This window comes from Agromyces sp. Marseille-Q5079, from assembly GCF_051016555.1.
GTDB lineage: Bacteria > Actinomycetota > Actinomycetes > Actinomycetales > Microbacteriaceae > Agromyces.
Map to the genome: position 1 here is coordinate 49,846 of NZ_JBPEJF010000005.1, position 22,513 is coordinate 72,358.

The following is a 22,513-nucleotide window of genomic DNA, read 5'->3' on the forward strand; positions in this document are numbered from 1 at the left end:
CAACGCTAATGCTTCGGTAGGAACTTGAGCTGGATTGACGGCACGCGCCGACCTACGCTCGTTCCGTGCCCCTCTCCCCCGCCCTCGCCGGATTCGGCCTCGGCCTCTCGCTCATCGTCGCCATCGGCGCGCAGAACCTGTTCGTGCTGCGCCAGGGCGTGCGACGCGAGCACGTGTTCGCCGTCGCCGCCGTCTGCGCGCTCAGCGACATCGTGCTCATCGTCGTCGGGGTCTCCGGAACCGGTGCCGTGCTGCAGGCCGTGCCGTGGCTCGTCGAGGCCGTGCGCTGGGCGGGCGCCGCGTTCCTCGTGGCGTACGGGCTCCTCGCGGCGCGCCGGGTGCTGCGACCGAGCGGCGAGGCCCTCGCGGTCGAACCGGATGCCGCGGCCGGGGCGACCGGACCCGAGAACGATCATCAGGCGACGGGCGCGGGGCACGCGGCATCCGCGACCCCGACGCTCGTGCGCCCCCAGACGGCGGGACCGCGGCGCACGGGACTCGCCGCGGCCCTGCTCACCTGCCTCGCACTGACGTGGCTGAACCCGCACGTGTACCTCGACACGGTGTTCCTGCTCGGGTCGATCGCGAACACGCACGGCGACGGACGTTGGGCGTTCGCCGCCGGCGCGAGCGCGGCGAGCATCGTCTGGTTCTTCGGACTCGCCTACGGCAGCCGACTGCTCGGCGGAGTGCTCGGCAGCCCGCGCGCGTGGCGGATCCTCGACGGGGTGATCGCGATCGTCATGATCACGCTCGGCGTCATGCTCGTGCTGCCGCACTGACCCGGGGCGCGAGGCCCGGGAGCGCGACGCGGGCCACGCGGCATCCGCTCAGGGCTCGAAGCTCTCGCTGAGCGGCCACGCCCGGCGCAGCTCGATGCGCCCGAACCTGGCCATCGGATGCCTCGCCGCCACCTCGATCGCCTCGTCGAGGTCGCGCACCTCGATGACGTCGAAGCCCGCGACCCACTCCTTGGACTCGGTGAAGGGGCCGTCGGTGACGATCGCCTCCTCGCCGCGCACCCGCACGGTCTTCGCGAACTCCGGAGGGCGCAGCCGGTCGCCGGCGATCGAGACGCCGCGCCGGGTCATCTCGGCGTCCCACGCGGCCATGTCGTCCTCCTCGGCCACGTACGGCTCGGCGTCGGGATCGTGCACGACGAACATCATGAACTCCATGGCTCAGTCCTCCCCGTAGAGGGTCCAGAACGGACGCAGCTCGAGGGCGCCGTGGCGCGCGAGCAGGTCGCCCTTGGCGAGTTCGACGGCCTCGTCGAGATCGGCGACCTCGAGGATGTCGTAGCCCGCGATCCACTCCTTGGACTCGGTGAACGGGCCGTCGGTCACGATCGTCTCGCCGCCCCTCACCCGCACGGTCACGGCCTCGTCGGCGGGTCGCAGCCGCATGGCGCGCTTCAGGACCCCCTGCTCGGCCCGCACGCGGTCCCACTCCGCGACCGCCTCCTGGTCGACCTCGCCCGCCTCCACGTCGGGGTCGGCGACCACGAACATCATGATCTCCATCACGTTGCGCTCCTTCCTCGTCACGCTGTTTCCCCTGCGACGAACGGGGTGGGACGGAATCGACATCCGCCGGCCGGTCCGCGAATTCCGGCGCTTCGGGAGGAGCCGGCGAGCGGATGTCGCGACGGGTGTCGATTCATCCTGTCCCCGTTCGTCGTCTGGGCATACCGTGAACACCGAAACCGAGGAGAGCACATGCGCTACTTCATGTTCGTCGCGACCGACACCGCACCCGACCGCTCCGGCGACGAGGGCATCCCCATCGAGCAGTGGGTCGCCGAGAACGACGAGCGCGGCACGCGGGTCGACGGCGAACGCCTGCAGTCCGTGGCGGATGCCACGCTCGTGCGCGTGCGCGACGGCGAGCTGCTCGTGACCGACGGCCCGTTCACCGAGTCCAAGGAGTGGATCGCGGGGTACGACATCCTCGACTGCCGCGACCTCGACGAGGCCATCGAGATCGCGTCGCGGCATCCGATGGCCAGGGCCGGACGCATCGAGCTGCGCCCGTTCTGGAACGGCGAGGAGGACGCGTGATCGGCGGATGAGCGACGCGGGGCGCGAATCGGACGGGCCGACGGATGCCGCCGCCGTGCACGGCGCCGTCGTGCGCGCGTACCGCGAGGAGTGGACGCGCGTCGTCGCGACGCTGATCCGGGCGACCGGCGACTGGGACGTCGCCGAGGAGGCGACGGCCGACGCGTTCGAACGTGCGGCCGTGCGCTGGCCCGCCGAGGGCGTGCCGCGCAATCCGGGCGCCTGGCTCACGACCGTCGCACGCAACCGGGCGCTCGACGTGCTGCGCCGCCGCGGTGTCGAGCTCGACAAGGTCAGGGAGTGGATGGTGATGGACGAGATGCGGGGGCCGGGCGCCCCGACCGATCCGGCCGACCTCGCCGCAGCGGCCGGCGAGATCGACGACCGGCTGCGGCTGGTCTTCACCTGCGCGCACCCGGCGCTGCCGCTCGAGGCGCGCGTCGCGCTGACCCTGCGCACGGTCGGCGGCCTCGAGACGCCCGAGATCGCGCGCGCCTTCTTCGTGCCCGAGGCGACCATGGCGCAGCGCCTCGTGCGGGCCAAGCGCAAGATCCGCAACGCCGGCATCCCGTACCGGGTGCCCGAGGGCGACGAGCTGCGGCGGCGCCTGAACGGCGTTCTCGCGGTGCTCATGCTCGTGCACAACGAGGGCTACCTCGCGAGCTCGGGCGATCGGCTGCTGCGCCTCGACCTGCAGGAGGAGGCGATCCGGCTCGCGCGGCTCGTCGTCGACCTCATGCCCGACGAGCCCGAGGCGGCAGGGCTCCTCGCGCTCCTGCTGCTGCAGCACGCGCGGTCGGCCGCGCGGGTCGACGCCGCCGGCGACCTCGTGCCGCTCGACGAGCAGGACCGCACGCGCTGGAACGCCGACGAGGTCGCGCAGGGGCTCGAGGTGCTCGACCGGCTCGACCGGGCGGATGCCGCGTCCGAGCCCGCGGAGCGAGGACGAGCGGATGCCGCGGCCGGCCCCTACCGCCTGCAGGCCGAGATCCAGCGCGAGCACGCGCGCGCCGCGCACGCCGACGACACCGACTGGACGGCCATCGTGCGGCGCTACGACGCCCTGCTCGCGATCACGCCGTCTCCGGTCGTCGAGCTCAATCGCGCCGTGGCGGTGGGGCTCGCCGGCGACCCACGGGCGGGGCTCGACGAGCTCGATCGGCTCGCGGCATCCGGCGCACTGGGCAACTACCACCTGCTGCCGGCCGCGCAGGCGGACCTGCTGCGCCGACTCGGGCGAGCGGATGCCGCCGCCGACCGCTACCGCCTGGCGATCGGGCTGGCGCCGACGGAGCCCGAACGCCGATTCCTCGCACGGCGCCTCGCCGAGCTCGAAGGCGCGCGAGGCGGCCGCGACCGCTGAGCCCGGATCAGCCCGTGTTCTGCACGCCGGCGGCGACGCCGTTGACCGTGAGCAGCAGCAGGCGGTGGTGGTCGTCGCTCGGCAGGTCGGCCTCGCCGGCCCGCACGGCGGCGAGCGCCCGCAGCTGGAGCAGCGAGAGCGCGTCGACGTAAGGGCTGCGCAGGCGCACGGCCTTGGCCAGCACCGGGCGGGCGACGAGCAGCTCCTCGCTCTGCGTGACCCGGCCGAGCCACGCCTTCGTCAGGCGCATCTCGTCGAGCACGAGCGCGGCGAGGTCGTCGCGATCGCCGAGGCCCAGGTAGCGGGCCGCGATGCGCTCGTCGGTCTTCGCGAGCGACATCGAGAAGTTGTCGATCATGGCGGTGAACAGCGGCCACTCGGCGTAGGCCTCGCGGAGCAGGGCCTCGTCGCCGACCGCCTCGAGCGCGGTGCCCAGGCCGAACCAGGCGGCGAGGTTGATGCGCGCCTGGCTCCAGGAGAAGACCCACGGGATCGCGCGCAGGTCGTCGAGCGACTCGACCGAGAGGCCGCGCCGCGCCGGACGCGAACCGAGGGCGAGGTGCCCGACCTCCTCCATGGGGGTGACGTCGGCGAACCACGGCGCGAAGCCCTCGGCCTTCACGAGCGAGTGGAAGCGGATGCGCGACGCCTCGTCGAGCGTCGTCGCGAGGTCGGCGAAGCGCTCGTCGGCTGCGCGGTTGCGGGCCTCGTTCGACGGGCTGCCCGCGAGCAGCGCGGCGGAGGCCATCTGCTCGAGGTGGCGTCGCGCGATGGCCGGGTCGCCGTACTGGGCGAAGATGACCTCGCCCTGCTCGGTGATCTTGAGGCGCCCGTCGACCGAGCCGGCGGGCTGCGCGAGCACCGCCTCGTTCGCGGGTCCGCCGCCGCGGCCGAGCGCGCCGCCACGACCGTGGAAGAGCGTCAACTCGATGTCGTTGCGCTCCGCCCAGTCGGCGATGCGGGCCTGCGCGTCGTGCAGCGCGAGCGTGGCCGAGACCGGGCCGACGTCCTTCGACGAGTCGGAGTAGCCGAGCATGACCTCGAGCTTGCGGCCGGTCGCCGCGAGGCGGGCCTGCACCCGGTCGAGCTCGAGCATGCGGTCGAGGATGTCGACGCTCGCCTCGAGGTCGGCGAAGGTCTCGAACAGGGGCACGACGTCGATCGCGACCTCGTCGGCGGCGTCGCCGAGCGCGGCGGAGGCCAGTTCGTAGACGTTGGCGAGGTCTTCGGGGCTCTGCGTGAACGACACGATGTACCGGCGCACGGTGCGCACGCCGTACCGCTGCTGCAGCTCGGCGATGACGCGGAACACTGCGAGCACCTCCTCGGTCATCTCGCCGAGCTCGCCGCCCGCGCGGATCTCGGCGAGCGCCTGCCGGTGCACCTTGGAGTGCTGGCGCACCTCGAGCTCGGCGAGGTGGAACCCGAACGTCTCGGCCTGCCAGATGAGGTGCTGCAGCTCGCCGTTCGCGCTCCGGAGCGCGCCGCCGTGACGGAGCGAGTCCTGCAGCACGCGAAGGTCGTCGAGCAGCGCCTCGGGGCCGGCGTACGAGAGCCCGGCGTCACCGCGCCGCGTGGCGGCGATGCGCTCCGCGATGACGAGCAGCACACGGCGGTGCGGCTCGTGCGGGGCACGCGTGCCGATGGTCGCGGTCACCTTCGGCGCGAGCACCTGCTGCGCCTCGAGCAGGGCGGTCAGGGCCTCGGACGGCGGGGTGTCCTGCGCGTCCAGCGTGAGCGTGCGGCCGATGCGGGTGGCCGCCCGCTCGAGGCCGAGCAGCACGTGCTCGGCCGCGATGCCCGCCGCCTCCCGCGTGATCTCGGACGTGACGTACGGGTTGCCGTCGCGGTCGCCGCCGATCCAGCTGCCCACCCTGAGGAACGCCGGCGCGATCGTCGCACCGCGGCCCGCGGCATCCGGCTGCAGGCGGTCGTCGATGCTGCGGTAGACCTGCGGGACGACCTCGAAGAGCGTCTGGTCGAAGACGCCCATCGCGGTGCGCACCTCGTCGAGCGGCGTCGGCCTGGTGGTGCGGATCGGCGCGGTGCGCCAGAGGATCTCGATCTCCTCGAGGAGGCGCCGGTCGAGCTCGGCGACCGTGCGATCGCCGGGCGCCAGGTCGTCGCGCTCGTCGATCAGCTCGCCGATGCGGCGGATGGCCGAGGCGATGGCCCGTCGGCGGGCCTCGGTCGGGTGCGCGGTCAGCACCGGGTGGAACCGCAGGCCGGCGACGCGGGCCCGGGCCTCGTCGACGCCGACCTCGTCGACGAGCACGCGGATGGTCGCGGAGAGCGAGCCGTCGATGTCGTCCTGCGCCGGGTCGGATGCCGCCGCCCCGGGCTCGATCGCATCGCCGGCCGCGCGGGAGTTGCGTTCGCGCTGCTCGGCACGCGCACGCAGGATGCGCACGCGCTGGTGCTCCTCGGCCAGGTTCACGAGGTGGAAGTACACGGTGAAGGCGCGCGCCACCTGCTCGGCGCGCGACGGGTCGAATGCCGCCGCGATGCGCTCCGCCTCGGCGAGCGCGTCGTCGTCGCGCGTCTCGTGCGCGTGGATCGCCGCGTGGCGGAGCCGCTCGACGTCGTCGAAGAGCCCCTGCCCGCCCGCCTCGGTGAGGATCGTGCCGAGGAGACCGCCGAGCAGGCTGACGTCGGCGCGGAACTGCGCGTCGATGTCGCTGACGACGAGTTCGCGGACACGGTCGTATGCGGATTCCGTGGGGTTGGGCATTCCTCGAAACTAGCCCGGTTGCCGCGGGCGTCGAAATCAGATGACGGCGCGATGAAACGCGCGCACCGGCATCCATCGGTCGGTGGATGCCGCGATCGACCGGTCGAGGGCTGTTGCGCCGCCGCCGAAGAGGGCAGGCTCGAAGCATGGACACTCCACGTACCGACGACGCGGTCCGCATCCGCGGCCTCCGCAAGGTCTACGGCGGCGTCGCGGCGGTCGACGGCATCGACCTCGACATCCGCCACGGCGAGACCTTCGCGCTGCTCGGCCCGAACGGCGCCGGCAAGTCGACCACGGTCGAGATCCTCGAGGGCTATCGCTCCCGCACCGCGGGCGAGGTCAGCGTGCTCGGCGTCGACCCCGCGCACGGCGGCCTCGACTGGAAGTCCCGCATCGGCATCGTGCTGCAGACCGGCGGCGAGACGGGCCTCCTCACCGTGCGCGAGGTCCTGCGGCATTTCGCGGGGCTCTACCCGAACCCGCGCCGGGTCGACGACGTGATCGCGGCCGTCGGCCTCGAGGCCAAGGCGAACACGCGGGTCGCCAAGCTCTCGGGCGGGCAGCAGCGTCGCGTCGACGTCGCGCTCGGCATCGTCGGCCGCCCCGAACTGCTCTTCCTCGACGAGCCGACCACGGGCTTCGACCCCGAGGCGCGCCAGCAGTTCTGGGAGCTGATCCGGTCGCTGAAGGCCGAGGGCACGACGATCCTGCTCACCACGCACTACCTCGACGAGGCGGCGCGGCTCGCCGACCGGGCTGGGGTCATCGCAGCAGGGCGCCTGCTCGACGTCGGCGGCATCGACGAGATCGGCGGCGCCGAGGCCCGCGTGCCGTTCGTGCGCTGGAACGACGCCGCGGGGCGGCCGCACGAGGTGCGCACCCACGAACCCGGCCGCGTCGTGGCATCCGTCGTCGCGGCGATCGGCGCCGAACCGCAGGGCCTCGAGGTGATCCGCCCGACGCTCGAGGACGTGTACCTGGGGCTCGTGCGCAGCGCCGGACTCGACGCCGACGGCGATGCCGTCACCACCACCGCGGCCGGCACGGCCGCCGACGCCGAGGAGTCGGCCGCATGAGCACCAACGTGATGACCCAGGGCACCTCGCGCATCAGCGTCGAGACCAGGATGTACTTCCGCGCGCCCGACACGCTGTTCTTCACGTTCCTCTTCCCGTTCGTGATGCTCGCGATCTTCTCGGCCGCGTTCAGCGCCTCGGGCGAGGTCGGTCCGCCCGGGTCCGAGATCTCCGTGGCGGCCCTGTACCTGCCCGCGATGCTCGCGTCCGGCATCTTCCTCTCGGGCGTGCAGAACCTCGCCATCGACATCGCCCTCGAGAAGTCCAACGGCACCCTGAAGCGCCTGGGCGGCACCCCGCTCTCGCCCGTGGCGTACTTCCTCGGCAAGATCGGGCAGGTGTTCGTGACCGGAACGCTGCAGGCGGCGCTGCTCATCCTCGCCGGCTGGCTGGTGCTCGGCATCGCCCTGCCGACCGAGCCGTCGAAGTGGCTGACGTTCGCGTGGGTGTTCGTGCTGGGCCTCACGACCTGCGCCCTGATCGGCATCGCCCTGTCGGCCCTGCCCAGGTCGGGCAAGAGCGCCGCCGCCGTCGTGATCCCGATCGGCCTGATCCTGCAGTTCATCTCGGGCGTCTACCTGCAGTGGAACATGCTGCCCGACTGGCTGCAGAACATCGCGAGCATCTTCCCCCTCAAGTGGATCGCGCAGGGCATGCGCTCGGTGTTCCTGCCCGACGGCTGGGAGGCGCTCGAGCAGAACGAGTCGTGGAACCTAACGGGCGTCGCCATCGCGCTGCTCGTCTGGCTGGTGCTGGGGCTGGTGCTCAGCCGGCTCACGTTCCGCTGGATCCGCCGCGATGCCTGATGCCCTCCCCGTTCCGGAGCCGTGTGGGAGCCTGAGCGCATGGTGAACCGGCGATGGTGGGATGCCGCGGCGCTGGCGGTCGCGCTCGTCACGGTGCTCGTCGGGCTCGTCGACCCGCCGTACGGCGCCGACGACGCGGCCACGTGGGCGGTGACCGCGATGTTCCTCCTCGCCTACGCGTTCTACCTGCGGGGTCGCATCGGCGGTGACGACAGCCCCCGGCACTACGTCGCGATCGTCCTCGTGCTCACGGCGCTCTCCATCGCCGGCACGGCGGCGGAGCCCTCGTTCGCGATGCTGCAGGCCTTCGCGTACCCGTTCCTCTGGATCACGGCGCCCGACACCCGCCGGGCGATCATCGGCAACGGCGCCCTCGCGACGGGCATCGTCATCGGCTACGTGCTGCACTTCGGCGTCGCGGGCATCCCCACCGGGCTCACGGTCGGCGCCCTCTCCCTCGGCTTCAGCCTCGCCCTCGGCCTCTGGATCACGCGCATCGCCGAGTACGGCGACGAGCGCGCACGCCTGCTCGCCGACCTGCAGGCCACGCAGGGCGAGCTGGCCGCGCTGCACCGCGATGCCGGGGTCGCCGACGAGCGCGGTCGGCTGGCCCGGGAGATCCACGACACGATCGCCCAGAGCCTCACCGGCCTCGTGCTGGTCGCCCAGCGGGCCGAGAACCGGCTCGCCGACGTCGAGGGCGCCGCCGCGGCATCCGCTCGAACGGATGTCGAGCTCATCGAGCAGATGGCGCGCGAGGCACTGACCGAGGCGCGCGGCCTCGTCGCCACGCTCGCCCCCGTCGCGCCCGAGGGCGGGCTCGCCGACGCGCTCGACCGGCTCGGGGCCTCGTTCGAACGCGAGACCGGGGTCCGCGTGCACGTCCGGTCGACGGTCGCGGGGCTCGATCGCGAGCTCGAGGTCGTGCTCCTGCGCTGCGCCCAGGAGGGGCTGGCGAACGTGCGCAAGCACGCGCGCGCGGCGCACGCCTGGATCGGCGTGGACGACCCCCCCCGCGGCGCGGGGCTCAGCCCGTCTCTTCTACACCCCTGACGCTGCCCGGGCGGGTCGGGCGAGTTGGGCGGGTCGGGCGAGTTGGGCGGGTCGGGCGAGACCGGGACGGGCGGCCTCGGCGACGGCGGCTTCGGGCTCGGCGGGCTCCGCGACCGCGCCGCACTCGTCGGCGGCGACTTCGCGTTCGGTCCGGCCGACGGCGGCGGCGCGCTGCTCCGCGTCACGGTGCCGCGGAGGGCCGCTGCCGGAGGGGAGCCCGCGTGAACGAGATCCGCATCGTCGTCGCCGACGACCACCCCATCGTGCGCGCGGGCATCGTGGGGCTGCTCGAGTCCGCGCCCGACCTCGTCGTGGTCGGCGAGGCGGCCGACGGCGCCGAGGCCGTCGAGCTCACCCGTGCCCTGCGGCCCGACCTCGTGCTCATGGACCTGCGGATGCCGGTGGTCGACGGCGCCGCCGCCACGGCCCGCATCCTCGCGGAGGCGCCGGGCACGCGCGTGCTCGTGCTCACCACCTACGAGACCGACGAGCACATCCTCGGCGCGATCGAGGCGGGCGCGAGCGGCTACCTGCTGAAGGCCGCCCCGCAGGCGGAGATCCTGGCCGGCATCCGGGCCGTCGCCTCGGGCGAGACCGTGCTGGCGCCGTCGATCGCGGCGAAGCTCGTGTCGCGGGTGCGCGCCGATTCGTCGGCCGCGCCCGCGCCCGCCCTGTCGCCGCGCGAGCTCGACGTGCTGCGACTCGTCGCCGCGGGCCGCTCGAACCCCGAGATCGCGCGCACGCTCGTCATCGGCGAGGCGACCGTGAAGACGCACCTCGTGCACGCCTTCGAGAAGCTCGAGGTCGGCGATCGCACGCGAGCCGTGACGAAGGCGATGGAGCTCGGGTTGCTCTGAAACCCGGCTGTCGTTCGACTTTGCACTTTGCGCTGAATAGTGCAGAATTGCACTTCGTGACCGAAAGTGCAAAGACTCAACCCGGCCTGCGCGAGCAGCGCATGAGTCGCACCCGCCGCGACCTCTGCCATCGCGCTCGCCAGCTCACCGTCGAACGCGGCCTCTCGGGCTTCACGATCGAGGAGCTCTGCGCCGACGTCGGCGTCTCCCGCCGCACCTTCTTCAACTACTTCCCCAGCAAGGAGGACGCGGTCGTCGGCCACGACGCCGACGGCATCGACGAGGCCGCCCTCGCCGCCTTCACGCGCGGCGACGACGATGCGCCGACCCTGCTCGACGCGCTCGCCGAGCTCGCCATCGCGACCGTCGCGGCCTGGGACGACGAGCACGACGCCATCGATCCGCACGCCCTCATCGAGCGGGAGCCCCACCTGCTCCCGCACATGATCGGCGCGGGCCGACAGCTCGAGCAGCGCATCATCGCGGCGATCGAGGAGCGCGAGCACCTCCCGGCGGGCGACCCCGTCGCACGCACCGCCGCGGTCGTCATCGGCTCCCTCGTCGGCAACGCCGGGCAGCGGTTCTTCTCGAACCCCGCCACCGGCCGCGAGGACTTCGCCTCGATCCTCCGCGACTCCGTCGCCGCCACCCGTGCGGCCTGCACCCCGAACCCCGACTCGACCCGAACCCCCGAAAGCGCCCCATGACCACTGCACGGACCAAGCCGACGAGCGGCCCGCTCGTCCTCACCCAGCGACGGATCTGGATCATCTTCTCGGCGCTCATCGCCGGGATGCTGCTCTCCAGCCTCGACCAGACGATCGTCTCGACCGCCATGCCGACCATCGTCGGCGAGCTCGGCGGCGTCGAGTACCAGGCGTGGATCACCACGGCCTACCTGCTCGCGACCACCATCGTCATGCCCATCTACGGCAAGTTCGGCGACGTGCTCGGGCGGCGCAACCTCTTCCTCATCGCGATCGCGCTCTTCACCGTGGCATCCGTCGGCGCCGCGTTCGCCCCGACCTTCTGGGCCTTCGTCGCGTTCCGCGCCATGCAGGGCCTCGGCGGCGGCGGGCTCATGATCCTCTCGCAGGCGATCATCGCCGACATCGTGCCGGCTTCCGAGCGCGGCAAGTACATGGGCCCGCTCGGCGCCATCTTCGGTCTCTCGGCCGTCGCCGGCCCGCTGCTCGGCGGCTTCTTCGTCGACCACCTCACGTGGCAGTGGGCGTTCTACATCAACATCCCGATCGGCATCGCGGCCTTCACGATCGCCTGGTTCACGCTGACGCTGCCGAGCAAGAAGGCCGAGAAGAAGATCGACGTCCTGGGCGTCATGCTGCTCTCGGCCGCGACCGTCTGTCTCATCTTCTTCACCGACTTCGGCGGCAGCTCCGACCACGGCTGGGACGCCATGGAGACCTGGGCCTGGGGCGTCGGCCTGCTCGCCGCCGCGACCGCGTTCGTGGTCGTCGAGGCCCGCGCCGACGACCCGGTCATCCCGCTCTCGCTGTTCAAGAACCCGGTCTTCGTCAACGCGACCGCCATCGGCTTCACGCTCGGCATCGGCATGTTCTCGGCCATCGCGTTCGTGCCGACCTTCCTGCAGATGTCCTCGGGCGCCTCGGCGACCGCATCCGGCCTGCTGATGCTGCCGATGATGGCCGGCATGATGGGCACCTCGATCTGGTCGGGCATCGCGATCTCGAAGTCGGGCCGCTACCGCGCCTACCCGATCGCGGGCACGCTCGTGACCGCGGCGGCGATGCTCGCCATGACGACCCTCTCGGCCGACACTCCGATCTGGCTGATCTGCATCTACCTGTTCGTGTTCGGCGCCGGCCTCGGCCTCATCATGCAGGTCGTCGTGCTCGTGGTGCAGAACGCCGTGCCGCCGACCCAGGTCGGCACCGCGACCAGCACGAACAACTACTTCCGCGAGGTCGGCGCCTCGCTCGGCGTCGCGATCTTCGGTGCGATGTTCGCGACCCGCCTGTCGGAGAACCTCACGAAGATCTTCACGGATGCCGGCGCGAGCGCGGCCCAGGCCGGCGACGCCATGTCGACCCTCGACCCGCAGCGGCTCTCGGAGCTGCCCGACCCGGTGCGCGACTCGATCGTGACGGCCTACGCCGACTCGCTCGCCCCCGTGTTCTGGTACCTGATCCCGTTCATCCTCGCGGCGTTCGTGCTCGCGCTGTTCCTCAAGCAGATCCCGCTCTCCGACGAGGCGGGCATGGTCGCGCGCGGCGAGGCCATCACGGGTGACGAGGCGGATGCCGCGGAGCGCGCCCTGCGCGACGGCATCGTGGTGACCGGCCCGGCCGACGACGAGCCGGTCTCGACCGCGACCGGCAGCACGCCCGCGCAGGGCGGCACGCCCGGCACCGCGCCCCGCGAGGGCTGATCGCGGGCTGACGCCGGGCTGACGACTCCGGGCGCGCTCCGACACGGGCGCGCCCGGTCCCCGTTCGCGGTGCAGGAGATCGGGACCCATCCTCCGTGTGGAGCGGGACGGGGCCCGATCTCCTGCAGAATTGAGGGCTCGAACGACGGATGCGGGTGCGGGCGCGGATGCGGCCCCGCAGCTACGGATGCGGAGGCGGATGCGGATGCGCCTACGCTGGGAGGTGGCATCCGCATGCGCCGCGGCAACGACGGCTGCGACCGTGGTCGACGCGTGCAGGGTGGCCTCGAGAGGCTGGCATGACGTACGAACACCGCCCCTGGCTCGCGCACTACGCCGAGGGGGTGCCGCCCGAGATCGACGAACCGAGCGAGACCCTCGTCGACATGATCGACGCCGCCGTGAAGCGCTACCGGCGCAACACGGCGCTCGAGTTCTTCGGCGCCGAGACGAGCTACCGCGAACTCGGCGAGCAGATCGCCTCGGCGGCCGAGGGGCTGCGCCGGCTCGGCGTGAAGGCCGGCGACCGCGTCGCGCTCGTGCTGCCGAACTGCCCGCAGCACGTCGTCGCGTTCTACGCCGCACTGCGGCTCGGCGCGATCGTGGTCGAGCACAACCCGCTCTACACGCCGCCCGAACTGCGCCACCAGTTCGAGGACCACGGCGCCCGCGTCGCGATCGTCTGGAGCAACGTCGCCGACACGGTCGCCGAGTTCCCGAGCGACATCCGGCCCGACCACATCGTCGCGGTCGACGTGTCGAAGGCCCTGCCGTTCGGCAAGCGACTGGCGCTGCGCCTGCCGATCCCGAAGGCGAGGCGCTCGCGCGCCGCACTCGCGACCCAGCCGCGGGCTCGCGGACTCCTGGCCTGGGAGCACCTCACCTCGCGACGCGCGCTCGCCAAGCGGCATCCGCGCCCCTCCCTCGACGACACCGCCGTGCTGCAGTACACGAGCGGCACCACCGGAACGCCGAAGGGCGCCGTGCTCAGCCACCGCAACCTGCGGGCGAACGCGATGCAGAGCCGCGCGTGGGTGCCCGGTCTCGACCTCGGCGGCGAGACGTTCTACGGGGTGCTGCCGCTGTTCCACGCCTACGGCCTGACCCTCTGCCTCACGACCGCGATGAGCATCGGTGCCCGGCTCGTGCTCTTCCCGACGTTCGATCCGAAGCTCGTGCTCGACGCGGCGCGTCACTCGCCGCCGACGTTCCTCCCGGCGGTGCCGCCGATCTACGACCGGCTCGTGCGCGCCGCCGAGCGCCGGCCGCAGGCGCTGGCGAGCATCCGCTTCGCCATCTCGGGCGCCATGAGCCTGCCGATCGCGACCGTCGACCGGTGGGAGAGCGCGACCGGCGGGCTGCTCGTCGAGGGCTACGGCATGACCGAGAGCTCGCCGATCACGCTCGGCAACCCGATGGGTCCGACGCGTCGCCCAGGCACCGTCGGGGTGCCGTTCCCCAGCACGGAGATCCGCGTGGTCGACCCCGACCAGCCCGACGTCGACCGACCGGCGGGCGAGCCCGGCGAACTGCTCGTGCGCGGCCCGCAGGTCTTCCAGGGCTACTGGCGGCGGCCTGCCGAGACCGCCGAGACGCTGCTGCCCGGCGGATGGCTGCGCACCGGCGACATCGTGCACGTGTCCGACGAGGGGTTCGTCACGATCGTCGACCGCGTGAAGGAGCTCATCATCACGGGCGGCTTCAACGTCTCGCCGTCGGAGGTCGAGGCGGCCCTGCTCGCGCACCCCGACGTGCGCGGCGCCGCGGTCGTCGGCCTGCCCCGACCCGACGGCGGAGAGGCCGTCGCCGCGGGCGTCGAGCTCCGCGAGGGCGCGGTGTTCGAGGCATCCGCGCTCCGCGACTTCTGCCGTACGAGCCTCACGCCCTACAAGGTGCCGAAGCACATCGAGGAGTTCGACGAGCTGCCCCGATCGCTCATCGGCAAGGTGCTGCGCCGACAGGTGCGCGACGCGATGCTCGAGCGGCAGGATCGCTGACCTGCCGATCCCGCCGCTGGTGGGCCGTCGCCCCGCGTACGATGACGACGTGGTCTCCCAGAGCGCACGCGTCGCCGTCCAGCGCACGAGGATCCTGCCGGCGTGGGTTCGGCGAGCGGATGCCGCGACGACACGCGCCGTGAACGCCGGACCCAGCCACCCCGTGGCCGACCGGTTCTGGTCGCGCGTCTCGGGGTTCGCCGACCGCGGCGTGCTCTGGTGGACGATCGCGGGAGCGCTCGCCGTGACCGGTCGCCGCCGGGCAGCCGCGCGCGGGCTCGGTTCGCTGCTCGTCGCGAGCGCCCTCACCAACCTGATCGCCAAGCGGGTCTTCGGCGGCGACCGGCCGTTGCTCGCCGACGTGCCGATCGGGCGACGCCTTCCGAAGCCGCCCGTCACGCCCTCCTTCCCGTCGGGCCACTCGGCGAGCGCCGCGGCCTTCGCGACCGGCATCGCGGTCGAGTCGCCGCGCGTCGGCATCGCCCTGGCTCCGGTCGCCCTCGGCGTCGCCTACTCGCGCCTGCACACGGGGGCGCACTGGGTGTCCGATGTCGTCGGAGGGCTCGCGCTCGGCGCCGGGGTCGCCGCACTCGGCACCCTCGTCGCGCGTCCGGGCACCCCCCGCGAGCGCGACGGTGCCACCCCGACCGGCGCCGACCGCCGCCTGCCCGCCTCGCCCGAGGGGGCGGGCGCGTTCATCGTCGTGAACCGGTCCTCGGGCACGAGCGTGGTGCGCAGCGACCCGGTGCGGGTGCTCGAACGGCGGCTGCCGCTCGCCGAGCTGCACCTCCTCGACGACGGCGACGACCCGCGGACGGTCGTGCGCGCCGCGCTCGCCCGCGACGAGCCGCCCTCCATCCTCGGCGTCTGCGGCGGAGACGGGTCGGTCGCCGCCGTGGCCCACGAGGCCAGGACCGCCGGGGTGCCGCTCCTCGTCGTGCCCGGCGGCACGTTCAACCACTTCGCACGCACGGCGGGCGCGGCATCCGTCGACCTCGCCGTCGATGCGCTGCAGCGGGGCGAGGGCGTGCGAGCGGATGTCGCCGAGCTCCGCTTCGCCGGCGGTTCCCCGATCACCGTGCTGAACACCGCCTCGGTCGGCATCTACCCCGACTTCGTCGCCGAGCGCGAGCGCCTCGAGGGCAGGTGGGGCAAGTGGCCCGCCGCTCTCGTCGCCGCGGCGCGGGTGCTCCGGCATTCGGCTCCGGTGACCGTCGTCGTCGACGGTCGCCGGGCCCGCGTCTGGACGCTGTACGTGGGCGTCGGGCGGAACGAGCCCGGCATCGCGGCGCCGATGCAGCGCCGGCGCCTCGACGACGGCACGCTCGACGTGCGGGTGCTGCACGCCGGCACCCGGGCGCGGGCCGTCGGCTCGCTCGCGTTCGGCCGGCGCACGAGTGCGGTGCTCCGACGCCTGCGACTGCTGCCGGAGCGGCTCGAGTCGTTCACCACCGAGTCGATCGACGTGCTCGTGCGTCCGCGGCAGGGGCAGCCGCCCGGATTCGCGCACGACGGCGAGGTGTCGATCGCGGCGCCCGCCGAGGCATCCGCCCGCACCGCGGTGCCCGGATACCGCACGACCGTGCGCGTGCTGCCGGCGGCGCTCGACGTCTATCGGCCGGCCGGTGGCACCCCCGACACCGGCATCACAGCAGGCGGCGGGCGTTCGCCCACGCCGTGAGCTCGTGCCGGCTCGAGAGCTGCAGCTTGCGCAGCACCGCCGACACGTGGGTCTCGACCGTCTTCGTCGAGATGAAGAGCTCGGCCGCGACCTCCTTGTACGAGTACCCGCGGGCGATGAGGCGCATGACCTCCTGCTCGCGCGCCGAGAGGCGGTCGAGCTCGTCGCTCGCGGCGGCCGTCTCGCCGACCGCGGCGCCGAACGCGTCGAGCACGAACCCCGCGAGCTTGGGCGAGAAGACCGCGTCGCCGCCCGCGACCGCGTGCACGGCACGGCTCACGTCGGCCCCCGACGAGCCCTTCGTGATGTAGCCGCGGGCGCCGGCTCGGATCACGCCGACCACGTCTTCGGCCTTGTCCGAGACGCTGAGCGCCAGGAAGCGCGTGCCCGGCACGGATGCCGCCGCTCGGCGGATCACCTCGGCCCCGCCGCTCGTGCCCGCCGGCACGCCCACCCCGGGCAGGTGCACGTCGAGGAGCACGACGTCGGGCGCAGCATCCGTCACCGCCGCCACCGCGGACTCGACGTCGTGCGCCTCGCCGACGACCTCGATCGAGGCGTCGAGGTCGGCCTTCAGCCCCGAGCGGAAGATCGAGTGGTCGTCGACGATCACCACGCGGACTGGCGCGTCAGCCACGACCGGCCTCCGCCCCGACCCGCTCGGCGGGGTACCTCAGGCGCACCTCGGTGCCGACGCCCCCGGCGCCCCGACGCACCTCGGCCGAACCGCCGGCCCGGCGCATCCGCCCGATGATCGACTGGCGGACGCCCAGCCGATCGCCCGGCACGTCCTGCAACTCGAACCCCTCGCCGCGATCGCGCACGAACACCTCCACCGTCTCGGGCGACGACTCGACGTACACCGACACCTCTCCTCCAGCATGCCGTGCGGCGTTCAGCATCGCCTCGCGCGCGGCCGCCGCGACCTCGCCGCTCGCGCGCTCGCGCGGCTCCCCCACGACGACCACGTCGATGGTCACCGGGTAGTCGATCTCGAGCGCAGCGGCGAAGTCCCGGAGGTCGGTGCCGAGGTCGCTGTCGGCCGGCGCATCGCCGTCGAAGAGCCAGTCGCGGAGTTCGCGCTCCTGCGCGCGGGCAATGCGGGCGACCTCGCTCGACGCGCCGGCCCGGTTCTGGATGAGGGCGAGGGTCTGCAGCACCGAGTCGTGCAGGTGCGCGGCGATCTCGCTGCGCTGCTCCTCCCGGATGCGCTTGGTGCGCTCCTCCGCGAGGTCCTGCCAGGCCGTGACGAGGGTCGGCGCGTAGACGAGGCCGATGCCGAGCACCGCGGCGAGCGCGGCGGCGAAGGTCGGCACCGGATGCCAGTGCGCGTTCTGCCCGAAGACGAGCGCCACGGCCGTGACCAGCAGCAGCGCGGTCGCGACGAGCCGGATCGTGAGCTCGTGCCGGGGCCCGCGCTCGGGCTCGGGTCGGTCGATGAAGCTCGCCCACGCGCCGGATGCCACGGCGAGCACGACCCCGGCGAGCACGGCGCCGAACCACCAGCGGAGACCGGCGTCGTCGCTGTCGGCCACCCGGGCGCTGGTGACCCAGGCGGCGATCAGGCACACGGACGAGGCCACGACGAGGATCCACGCCACGGGCGCACGTCGGCTGGGCCGCTCGTCGCCCGGCGCCCACGGCGTCAACGCCCAGAGCCACAGGTAGAGGAGCAGGCCCGCACCGGCGGCGAGGCTCGTCGCCACGAACGCGGCGCGCACGAGCGGCACGGGCCAGCCGAGGTGCTCGGCCAGGCCCGCCGCGACCCCGGTGGCCACGCAGGCGCGCGGCCTGGTCATCCGTGGCTCCATGCCTGCCATCCAAGCAGACCCCGCGCGCGTCGCCGCGGCCCCGACGCCGGGATCAGGGTCGAATCAGGGACTCACCCCATGGCGGGGCATCCGTCGCCGCTGCCAGCATCGAGACATGGAGACGAACCAGACCGACCCGACGACCGACCCAGCGCCGGAAGACGTGCAGGGGGACTCCGCGCCCGCCGGCCCGCCGGCCGACGGTGCGGTCGGTTCGGCTCCGTCCACCGGTGGTCCCGGCGCGGCGACACCCGCGCCGGACACCGGCCCCGGCTTCTACGCGTGGCTGCGGCGCCTCGGCCTGCCGCGTCGCGCCGGCTGGCTCGGCGGCGTGTGCGCGGGCATCGGCGCCCGCCTCGGCATCGACCCGATCATCGTCCGCGGCATCGTCGTGGTCGTCGCGGTGCTCGGCGCCCCGCTCGTGCTGCTCTACGCGGTCGCCTGGCTGCTGCTGCCCGACAGCGAGGGCGAGATCCACCTCGAGCGCCTCACCCGCGGCATCGTCGACCCGGCCGTCGTGGGCATCGCCGTGATGGGCGTGCTCGGCTTCATCCCGCTCGTGCAGGGCGGATGGCTCGGCTGGCAGTGGTGGGACGAGTGGCCTTCCTTCGCCGACCCGATCTTCGGCTTCAACCTCATGGTTCCGCTGCGCATCCTCTGGACGCTGCTCGTCGTCGGCGGCATCGTCGCCCTCGTCATCTGGCTCGCCCGGCGAAGCTCCCAGAACCCCCCGGCCGGCAGCGGCGGCACGCGAACGGCTTCCGCGGCCGACGCTGCCCGGTCGGGGTCCGCGTTCGCCGCGACGGGCGGTGCGGGCCGGCCCGCCACCGATGCGGATGCCGCGCCAGGGCCACTCGCGACCGACGACGCCCTCGCGGGCGACGGGGCCGCCGCGGCATCCGGTGTCGCCGCGGCATCCGATGTCGCTGCGGCATCCGCCACGGGTGCGGCATCCTCCGGCCGGACCGAGGAACCGCCCGTGCCCGCGGTGGGCGCCGACGCCGCGGCGATCGCCGAGTGGCGCGAGCAGCACGAGGCGTGGCGTGTCGCCCACGGCGAGTGGAAGTCCGGTCAGGACGAGGCCGCCCGTGAGGCGAAGGCGCGCGCCGCGTCCGAGAACCGCGCGAAGGCCCAGGCGCTCGCCGCCGAGGCCGACGCGGCGAGGGCCGCCCGCCGCGCCGCCCGCCCCCGCGCGAGCGCCGCGTTCGTGTTCACCGTGCTCGGCCTCGGACTCGTCGCGGGTTCCATCGCCGCCCTGTGGGCGCTCGGCGACCCCGGCATCGCGGCCTTCGCCGTGCCCGTGGCACTCGCTGTGGCGACGCTCGCACTGGCGCTCGGCATGATCGTCGCGGCACTGCGTCGGCGACGCAGCGGGGCACTCGCGTTCTTCACGCTGACCACGCTGCTGGCGATGCTCGTCGGTGCGGGCGCCGCGTCCTTCGCCCAGCAGGGGCAGCTCATCCCGCCGAGCACGAGCATCGACGTCACCGAGTCGCAGCGCCTCGTGCAGCCCATCGGCGACGCCTACGTGACCGTGTACCCGACCGCCATCCGGCCCGCGCCGACCATCGAGCTCGACCAGGGCATCGGCGACACGTGGATCACCGTGCTCCCCGACGCCGTGCTGCTCCTCGACGCCTCCGAGGCCGACCGCATCGAGGTCACGGTCTTCAGCCAGGACGGCGCGGCGAGCTCACCGCAGCTCGAGGGACTCGACCGCGACGCCCTGCTCATCGGCGGCTCGAACGGGGTCGACGCACCCCGGAGCGGCGAGCAGGTCGACGCCCGCCTCGAGCTCGCGCAGCGCGCGGGCACCGTCCACGTCCAGATCCAGGAATGAGCGAGCCCATGTCAGATGCACGAGAGACCACCGGCCCGACCGAGCCCGTCACGCCGACCCCGCCCGCGTCTTCCGAGACCGTCGGCCTCGGGCCCACCGGTCCCGGGACCACTGGCTCCGATGACGCCCGCGCGACGGCGACGACCGCCCTGATCCCGCCCGCAGCGGAGACCCCGGCATACGCCGGGCCCGCGGCCCGCACGAGCCCGCGAGCATCGCGACCGACCGTGCGCTGGGGCGCCCTCGTCTGGGCCCTGATCTTCGCCTCGATCGCCGCCGTGACGCTGTGGCTCATCGTCGACGCCGAGCGCCGCGCCGATGCCGACGCCTGGCTCGCGGACCTGAACCCGTTCGCGGCCGGCCTCTACGCGCTCATCGTCGTGGGCGTCGTCGTCGCGCTCTTCGGCATCGTGGGGCTCATCCGTCGGGGCGAGCGCGCCCGCTCCTGACGCGCGCCTGACCGTCACCGACGGAGCGAAACGCCTCGAGACCCGGCAGGACGCTCTCGAGGGCCCGCCGACCGGTACGGCGGCGGCACTGCGAGCATCTCAGCCGAGGTGCCCGAGCGCGGTGGCGCCTAGAACTCGAGGCCGACGACGACCGGCTCGGGGTGCAGCAGGATCCCGAACTCGGACTGCACCCGCGACTGCACGAACCGGGCGAGCTGGGCGACCTCCTCGGCCGAGGCTCCGCCGCGGTTCGTCAGCGCGAGCGTGTGCTTGCTCGACACCGCGGCGCGGGATCCGGGCAGCCGGAACCCGCGCGAGATGCCCGCATGCTCGATGAGCCACGCGGCCGACAGCTTCACGAGCGTCGGCCGGGGCCCGGCATCCGTCGACGTGTCGGATGCCCCGAGCGAGGCCTGGAGGGCGAGGAACTGCTCGAGCGGCGACTCCTCGAGGGCGTTCGCGAGCGGCACGACCTCATCGCCGGGGTCGGCGTCGAGGTACCAGCGGGGCGCCTCGGCGGGGAGCGCGCGAGCCGTGTGCTCCCCCACGATCGGGTTCGTGAAGAACGAGCCCGCGCTGGCCGTGTCGGCGTCGGCCGGGTCGAGCACCATGCCCTTCGACGCGCGCAGGGCGAGCACGCTCTCGCGCACGCGGGCGAGCGGCACCCGGTCGCCGAGGTCGACGTGCAGCGCACCCGCGAGCTGCGGGTAGGCGACCGGCCGACTGAGCGTCTCGCCGAGCACCGCGCGCTCGGCGGCGGTGTCGTGCAGGTCGAGCTCGATCGAGACGACGATGCCGCGCAGGCCCTGCTTCAGCACCGAGGTGCGGTAGCCGAGCTCGAGCTCGTCGGCCCCCATGCGGCGAGGGGTCTCGGCCCCCTCCTCGAGGAACTCGATCGCGACGAGCGTGGACTCGAGCTCCTGCCCGTAGGCGCCGATGTTCTGCACGGGCGCGGCGCCGACGCATCCGGGGATGCCCGACAGCGCCTCGATGCCCCCAAGACCGCGTTCGACGGTCCAGGCGACGAGGTCGTCCCAGACCTCGCCCGCCTGGACGCGGATGCGAGCGGATGTCGCGCCCGAGCCCGCCGCCGCGCCGTCGCCATCGGAGCCGTCGCCGTCGGAGCCGTCGGAGTCCTCGGAGGGCAGCACCTCGATGCCCGTCGTGCGGATGCGGATGACCGTGCCGTCGAACCCCTCGTCGCCGACGAGGAGGTTGGATCCGCCGCCGAGCACCATCCACGGCTCGCCGTCGGCCCACGCCTCGACGGCCAGGTCGACGAGGTCGCGCTGGGTCGACGCGGTCACGAGACGTCGGATCGGGCCGCCGACCCGCAGCGTGGTGAGGTCGGCGAACGTCGGGTCGGGAGTCGTCGTCTCAGTCGCTGCCATGTCAGTCGAGGGCGACGCGGACCTGCGCCTTGCCGAGCACGGTGTCGTCGCCGAGCTTCACGGTGAGGTCGACGCGGGCGACGCGGGCCTCGGCGTCGAGCTGGCCGACCTTCGCGCTGACCGTGACGGTCGCGCCATCGGTCGGGTCGACCACGACGGGCCGCGTGAAGCGCACCTGGTAGTCGGCGACCCGGCCGGGGTCGCCGGCCCAGTCGACGACCGGCTGCACGGCGAAGCCCATGGTGAGCATGCCGTGCGCGAGCACGCCGGGCAGGCCCACGGATGCCGCGACGTCGTCGCGGTAGTGGATCGGGTTGAAGTCGCCGGAGGCCCCGGCGTAGCGCACGAGCGAGTCGCGCGTGAGCGGGAACTCGCGCTCGGCCACGACGTCGCCGACGGCGAGCTCATCGAACACCGGGGTCACGGACACGGGAGCCATCACTCATCACCTCGAACCACGAGCGTCGAGATCGCCGTGACGACGTGCTCGCCCGCCGCATCGGTCACGTCGGTCTGCGCGGTCACCATCGAGTGGGGGCCGAGCGTCTTCACGCTCGCGACCGTGAGGGTCGACGTGAGCAGGTCGCCCGCGACGATCGGCCGGGTCGACGTGAAGCGCTGGTCGCCGTGCACGACCCGCGAGAAGTCGATGCCCGCGTCGGGCTCGGAGAGCAGCTGCGCGAGCGTGTGCTCCTGCACGACGACCGCGAAGGTGGGCGGCGCCACGACGTCGGCGTAGCCCGCGGCCTGCGCGGCCTCGACGTCGAGGTTGATCGGATTCGTCGCGAACACGGCACGCGCGAACTCGCGCACCTTCTCACGACCGACGAGGTACGGCTCGGCCGGCGGGAAGACCCGCCCCTGCAGCTCGGGGTTCACTGGCACCCGGCCAGTCTATTCGGCGAGCGGATGCCGCACTCGGGCGACGGCTCGGCGCCGCCACGCCGTCACTCGACGCCGAGCGGTCACTTCCGGCTGGATCACG

General features: G+C 73.3%; 22 protein-coding genes. 14 read left to right on the plus strand and 8 right to left on the minus strand.

All coding sequences use genetic code 11. The features are described 5' to 3' along the window. Positions 1–65: 65 nt before the first annotated feature. A complete protein-coding gene (locus ACR3IO_RS12905) occupies positions 66–782 on the plus strand; it encodes a LysE/ArgO family amino acid transporter (protein ID WP_434071616.1) in 717 nt (238 codons plus the stop codon). A 48-nt stretch (positions 783–830) separates the two neighbouring features. Here the strand turns inward: ACR3IO_RS12905 and ACR3IO_RS12910 are convergent, their stop codons facing one another. Then, complete coding sequence (locus ACR3IO_RS12910) at positions 831–1,178, minus strand: YciI family protein (RefSeq protein WP_434071617.1); 348 nt, start codon at positions 1,176–1,178, stop codon at positions 831–833. Positions 1,179–1,181: 3 nt separating this feature from the next. Beyond that, on the minus strand, positions 1,182–1,523 hold the full coding sequence (locus ACR3IO_RS12915) for a YciI family protein (protein ID WP_434071815.1): 342 nt from the start codon (positions 1,521–1,523) through the stop codon (positions 1,182–1,184). Between the two features lie 195 nt (positions 1,524–1,718). Between ACR3IO_RS12915 and ACR3IO_RS12920 the strand changes: the two genes are divergently transcribed. Next, entirely contained in the window at positions 1,719–2,060 is a 342-nt protein-coding gene (locus tag ACR3IO_RS12920) for a YciI family protein (RefSeq protein WP_434071618.1), read from the plus strand. A gap of 7 nt (positions 2,061–2,067) precedes the next feature. Further along, entirely contained in the window at positions 2,068–3,423 is a 1,356-nt protein-coding gene (locus tag ACR3IO_RS12925; protein ID WP_434071619.1) for an RNA polymerase sigma factor, read from the plus strand. A 7-nt stretch (positions 3,424–3,430) separates the two neighbouring features. Here the strand turns inward: ACR3IO_RS12925 and ACR3IO_RS12930 are convergent, their stop codons facing one another. Then, complete coding sequence (locus ACR3IO_RS12930) at positions 3,431–6,154, minus strand: phosphoenolpyruvate carboxylase (RefSeq protein ID WP_434071620.1); 2,724 nt, start codon at positions 6,152–6,154, stop codon at positions 3,431–3,433. Between the two features lie 146 nt (positions 6,155–6,300). Here ACR3IO_RS12930 and ACR3IO_RS12935 point away from each other — a divergent pair, with 146 nt between their 5' ends. The 9 genes from ACR3IO_RS12935 to ACR3IO_RS12975 all read left to right on the plus strand — a co-directional run bounded on the left by ACR3IO_RS12935 (position 6,301) and on the right by ACR3IO_RS12975 (position 16,037). Further along, a complete protein-coding gene (locus ACR3IO_RS12935; RefSeq protein ID WP_434071621.1) occupies positions 6,301–7,233 on the plus strand; it encodes an ABC transporter ATP-binding protein in 933 nt (310 codons plus the stop codon). Next, the gene (locus tag ACR3IO_RS12940) at positions 7,230–8,039 is read left to right on the plus strand and encodes an ABC transporter permease (RefSeq protein ID WP_434071622.1); all 810 of its coding nucleotides are present in this window, start codon (positions 7,230–7,232) and stop codon (positions 8,037–8,039) included. The genes ACR3IO_RS12935 and ACR3IO_RS12940 overlap by 4 nt, the downstream gene beginning before the upstream one ends. A 39-nt stretch (positions 8,040–8,078) precedes the next feature. Further along, positions 8,079–9,092 (plus strand): sensor histidine kinase, encoded by a 1,014-nt coding sequence (locus ACR3IO_RS12945; RefSeq protein WP_434071623.1) that lies wholly within the window; start codon positions 8,079–8,081, stop codon positions 9,090–9,092. A 24-nt stretch (positions 9,093–9,116) separates the two neighbouring features. After that, the gene (locus ACR3IO_RS12950) at positions 9,117–9,317 is read left to right on the plus strand and encodes a hypothetical protein (RefSeq protein WP_434071624.1); all 201 of its coding nucleotides are present in this window, start codon (positions 9,117–9,119) and stop codon (positions 9,315–9,317) included. Continuing rightward, on the plus strand, positions 9,314–9,949 hold the full coding sequence (locus ACR3IO_RS12955) for a response regulator (protein ID WP_434071625.1): 636 nt from the start codon (positions 9,314–9,316) through the stop codon (positions 9,947–9,949). The genes ACR3IO_RS12950 and ACR3IO_RS12955 overlap by 4 nt, the downstream gene beginning before the upstream one ends. 56 nt (positions 9,950–10,005) lie before the next feature. Then, the gene (locus tag ACR3IO_RS12960; protein ID WP_434071626.1) at positions 10,006–10,656 is read left to right on the plus strand and encodes a TetR/AcrR family transcriptional regulator; all 651 of its coding nucleotides are present in this window, start codon (positions 10,006–10,008) and stop codon (positions 10,654–10,656) included. Then, complete coding sequence (locus ACR3IO_RS12965) at positions 10,653–12,359, plus strand: MDR family MFS transporter (protein ID WP_434071627.1); 1,707 nt, start codon at positions 10,653–10,655, stop codon at positions 12,357–12,359. The genes ACR3IO_RS12960 and ACR3IO_RS12965 overlap by 4 nt, the downstream gene beginning before the upstream one ends. 299 nt (positions 12,360–12,658) lie before the next feature. Beyond that, positions 12,659–14,356 carry a long-chain-fatty-acid--CoA ligase gene (locus ACR3IO_RS12970; protein WP_434071628.1) on the plus strand — a complete coding sequence of 566 codons (1,698 nt, stop codon included), beginning with the start codon at positions 12,659–12,661 and terminating at the stop codon, positions 14,354–14,356. 49 nt (positions 14,357–14,405) lie between these two features. Then, positions 14,406–16,037 (plus strand): bifunctional phosphatase PAP2/diacylglycerol kinase family protein, encoded by a 1,632-nt coding sequence (locus ACR3IO_RS12975; RefSeq protein ID WP_434071629.1) that lies wholly within the window; start codon positions 14,406–14,408, stop codon positions 16,035–16,037. On the opposite strand, the gene ACR3IO_RS12980 is transcribed toward ACR3IO_RS12975, so the two are convergent. After that, the gene (locus ACR3IO_RS12980; RefSeq protein ID WP_434071630.1) at positions 16,003–16,674 is read right to left on the minus strand and encodes a LuxR C-terminal-related transcriptional regulator; all 672 of its coding nucleotides are present in this window, start codon (positions 16,672–16,674) and stop codon (positions 16,003–16,005) included. The two genes, ACR3IO_RS12975 and ACR3IO_RS12980, sit on opposite strands and share 35 nt — an antisense overlap. After that, complete coding sequence (locus tag ACR3IO_RS12985) at positions 16,667–17,836, minus strand: ATP-binding protein (RefSeq protein ID WP_434071631.1); 1,170 nt, start codon at positions 17,834–17,836, stop codon at positions 16,667–16,669. The genes ACR3IO_RS12980 and ACR3IO_RS12985 overlap by 8 nt, the downstream gene beginning before the upstream one ends. 127 nt (positions 17,837–17,963) lie before the next feature. On the opposite strand from ACR3IO_RS12985, the gene ACR3IO_RS12990 reads away from it, so the two are divergent. Next, the gene (locus ACR3IO_RS12990) at positions 17,964–19,688 is read left to right on the plus strand and encodes a PspC domain-containing protein (RefSeq protein ID WP_434071632.1); all 1,725 of its coding nucleotides are present in this window, start codon (positions 17,964–17,966) and stop codon (positions 19,686–19,688) included. An 8-nt stretch (positions 19,689–19,696) separates the two neighbouring features. Further along, complete coding sequence (locus ACR3IO_RS12995; RefSeq protein WP_434071633.1) at positions 19,697–20,137, plus strand: hypothetical protein; 441 nt, start codon at positions 19,697–19,699, stop codon at positions 20,135–20,137. A gap of 128 nt (positions 20,138–20,265) precedes the next feature. Here ACR3IO_RS12995 and ACR3IO_RS13000 read toward each other — a convergent pair whose 3' ends face one another. The 3 genes from ACR3IO_RS13000 to ACR3IO_RS13010 are packed head-to-tail and all read right to left on the minus strand — an operon-like array spanning position 20,266 to position 22,413. Beyond that, positions 20,266–21,528, minus strand: coding sequence for a UDP-N-acetylmuramate dehydrogenase (locus ACR3IO_RS13000; protein ID WP_434071634.1), 1,263 nt, complete (start codon positions 21,526–21,528; stop codon positions 20,266–20,268). Position 21,529: 1 nt separating this feature from the next. Next, the gene (locus ACR3IO_RS13005; RefSeq protein ID WP_434071635.1) at positions 21,530–21,967 is read right to left on the minus strand and encodes a MaoC family dehydratase; all 438 of its coding nucleotides are present in this window, start codon (positions 21,965–21,967) and stop codon (positions 21,530–21,532) included. Continuing rightward, on the minus strand, positions 21,967–22,413 hold the full coding sequence (locus tag ACR3IO_RS13010) for an FAS1-like dehydratase domain-containing protein (protein ID WP_434071636.1): 447 nt from the start codon (positions 22,411–22,413) through the stop codon (positions 21,967–21,969). Before ACR3IO_RS13010 ends, ACR3IO_RS13005 begins: the two co-directional genes overlap by 1 nt. Positions 22,414–22,513 lie beyond the last annotated feature (100 nt).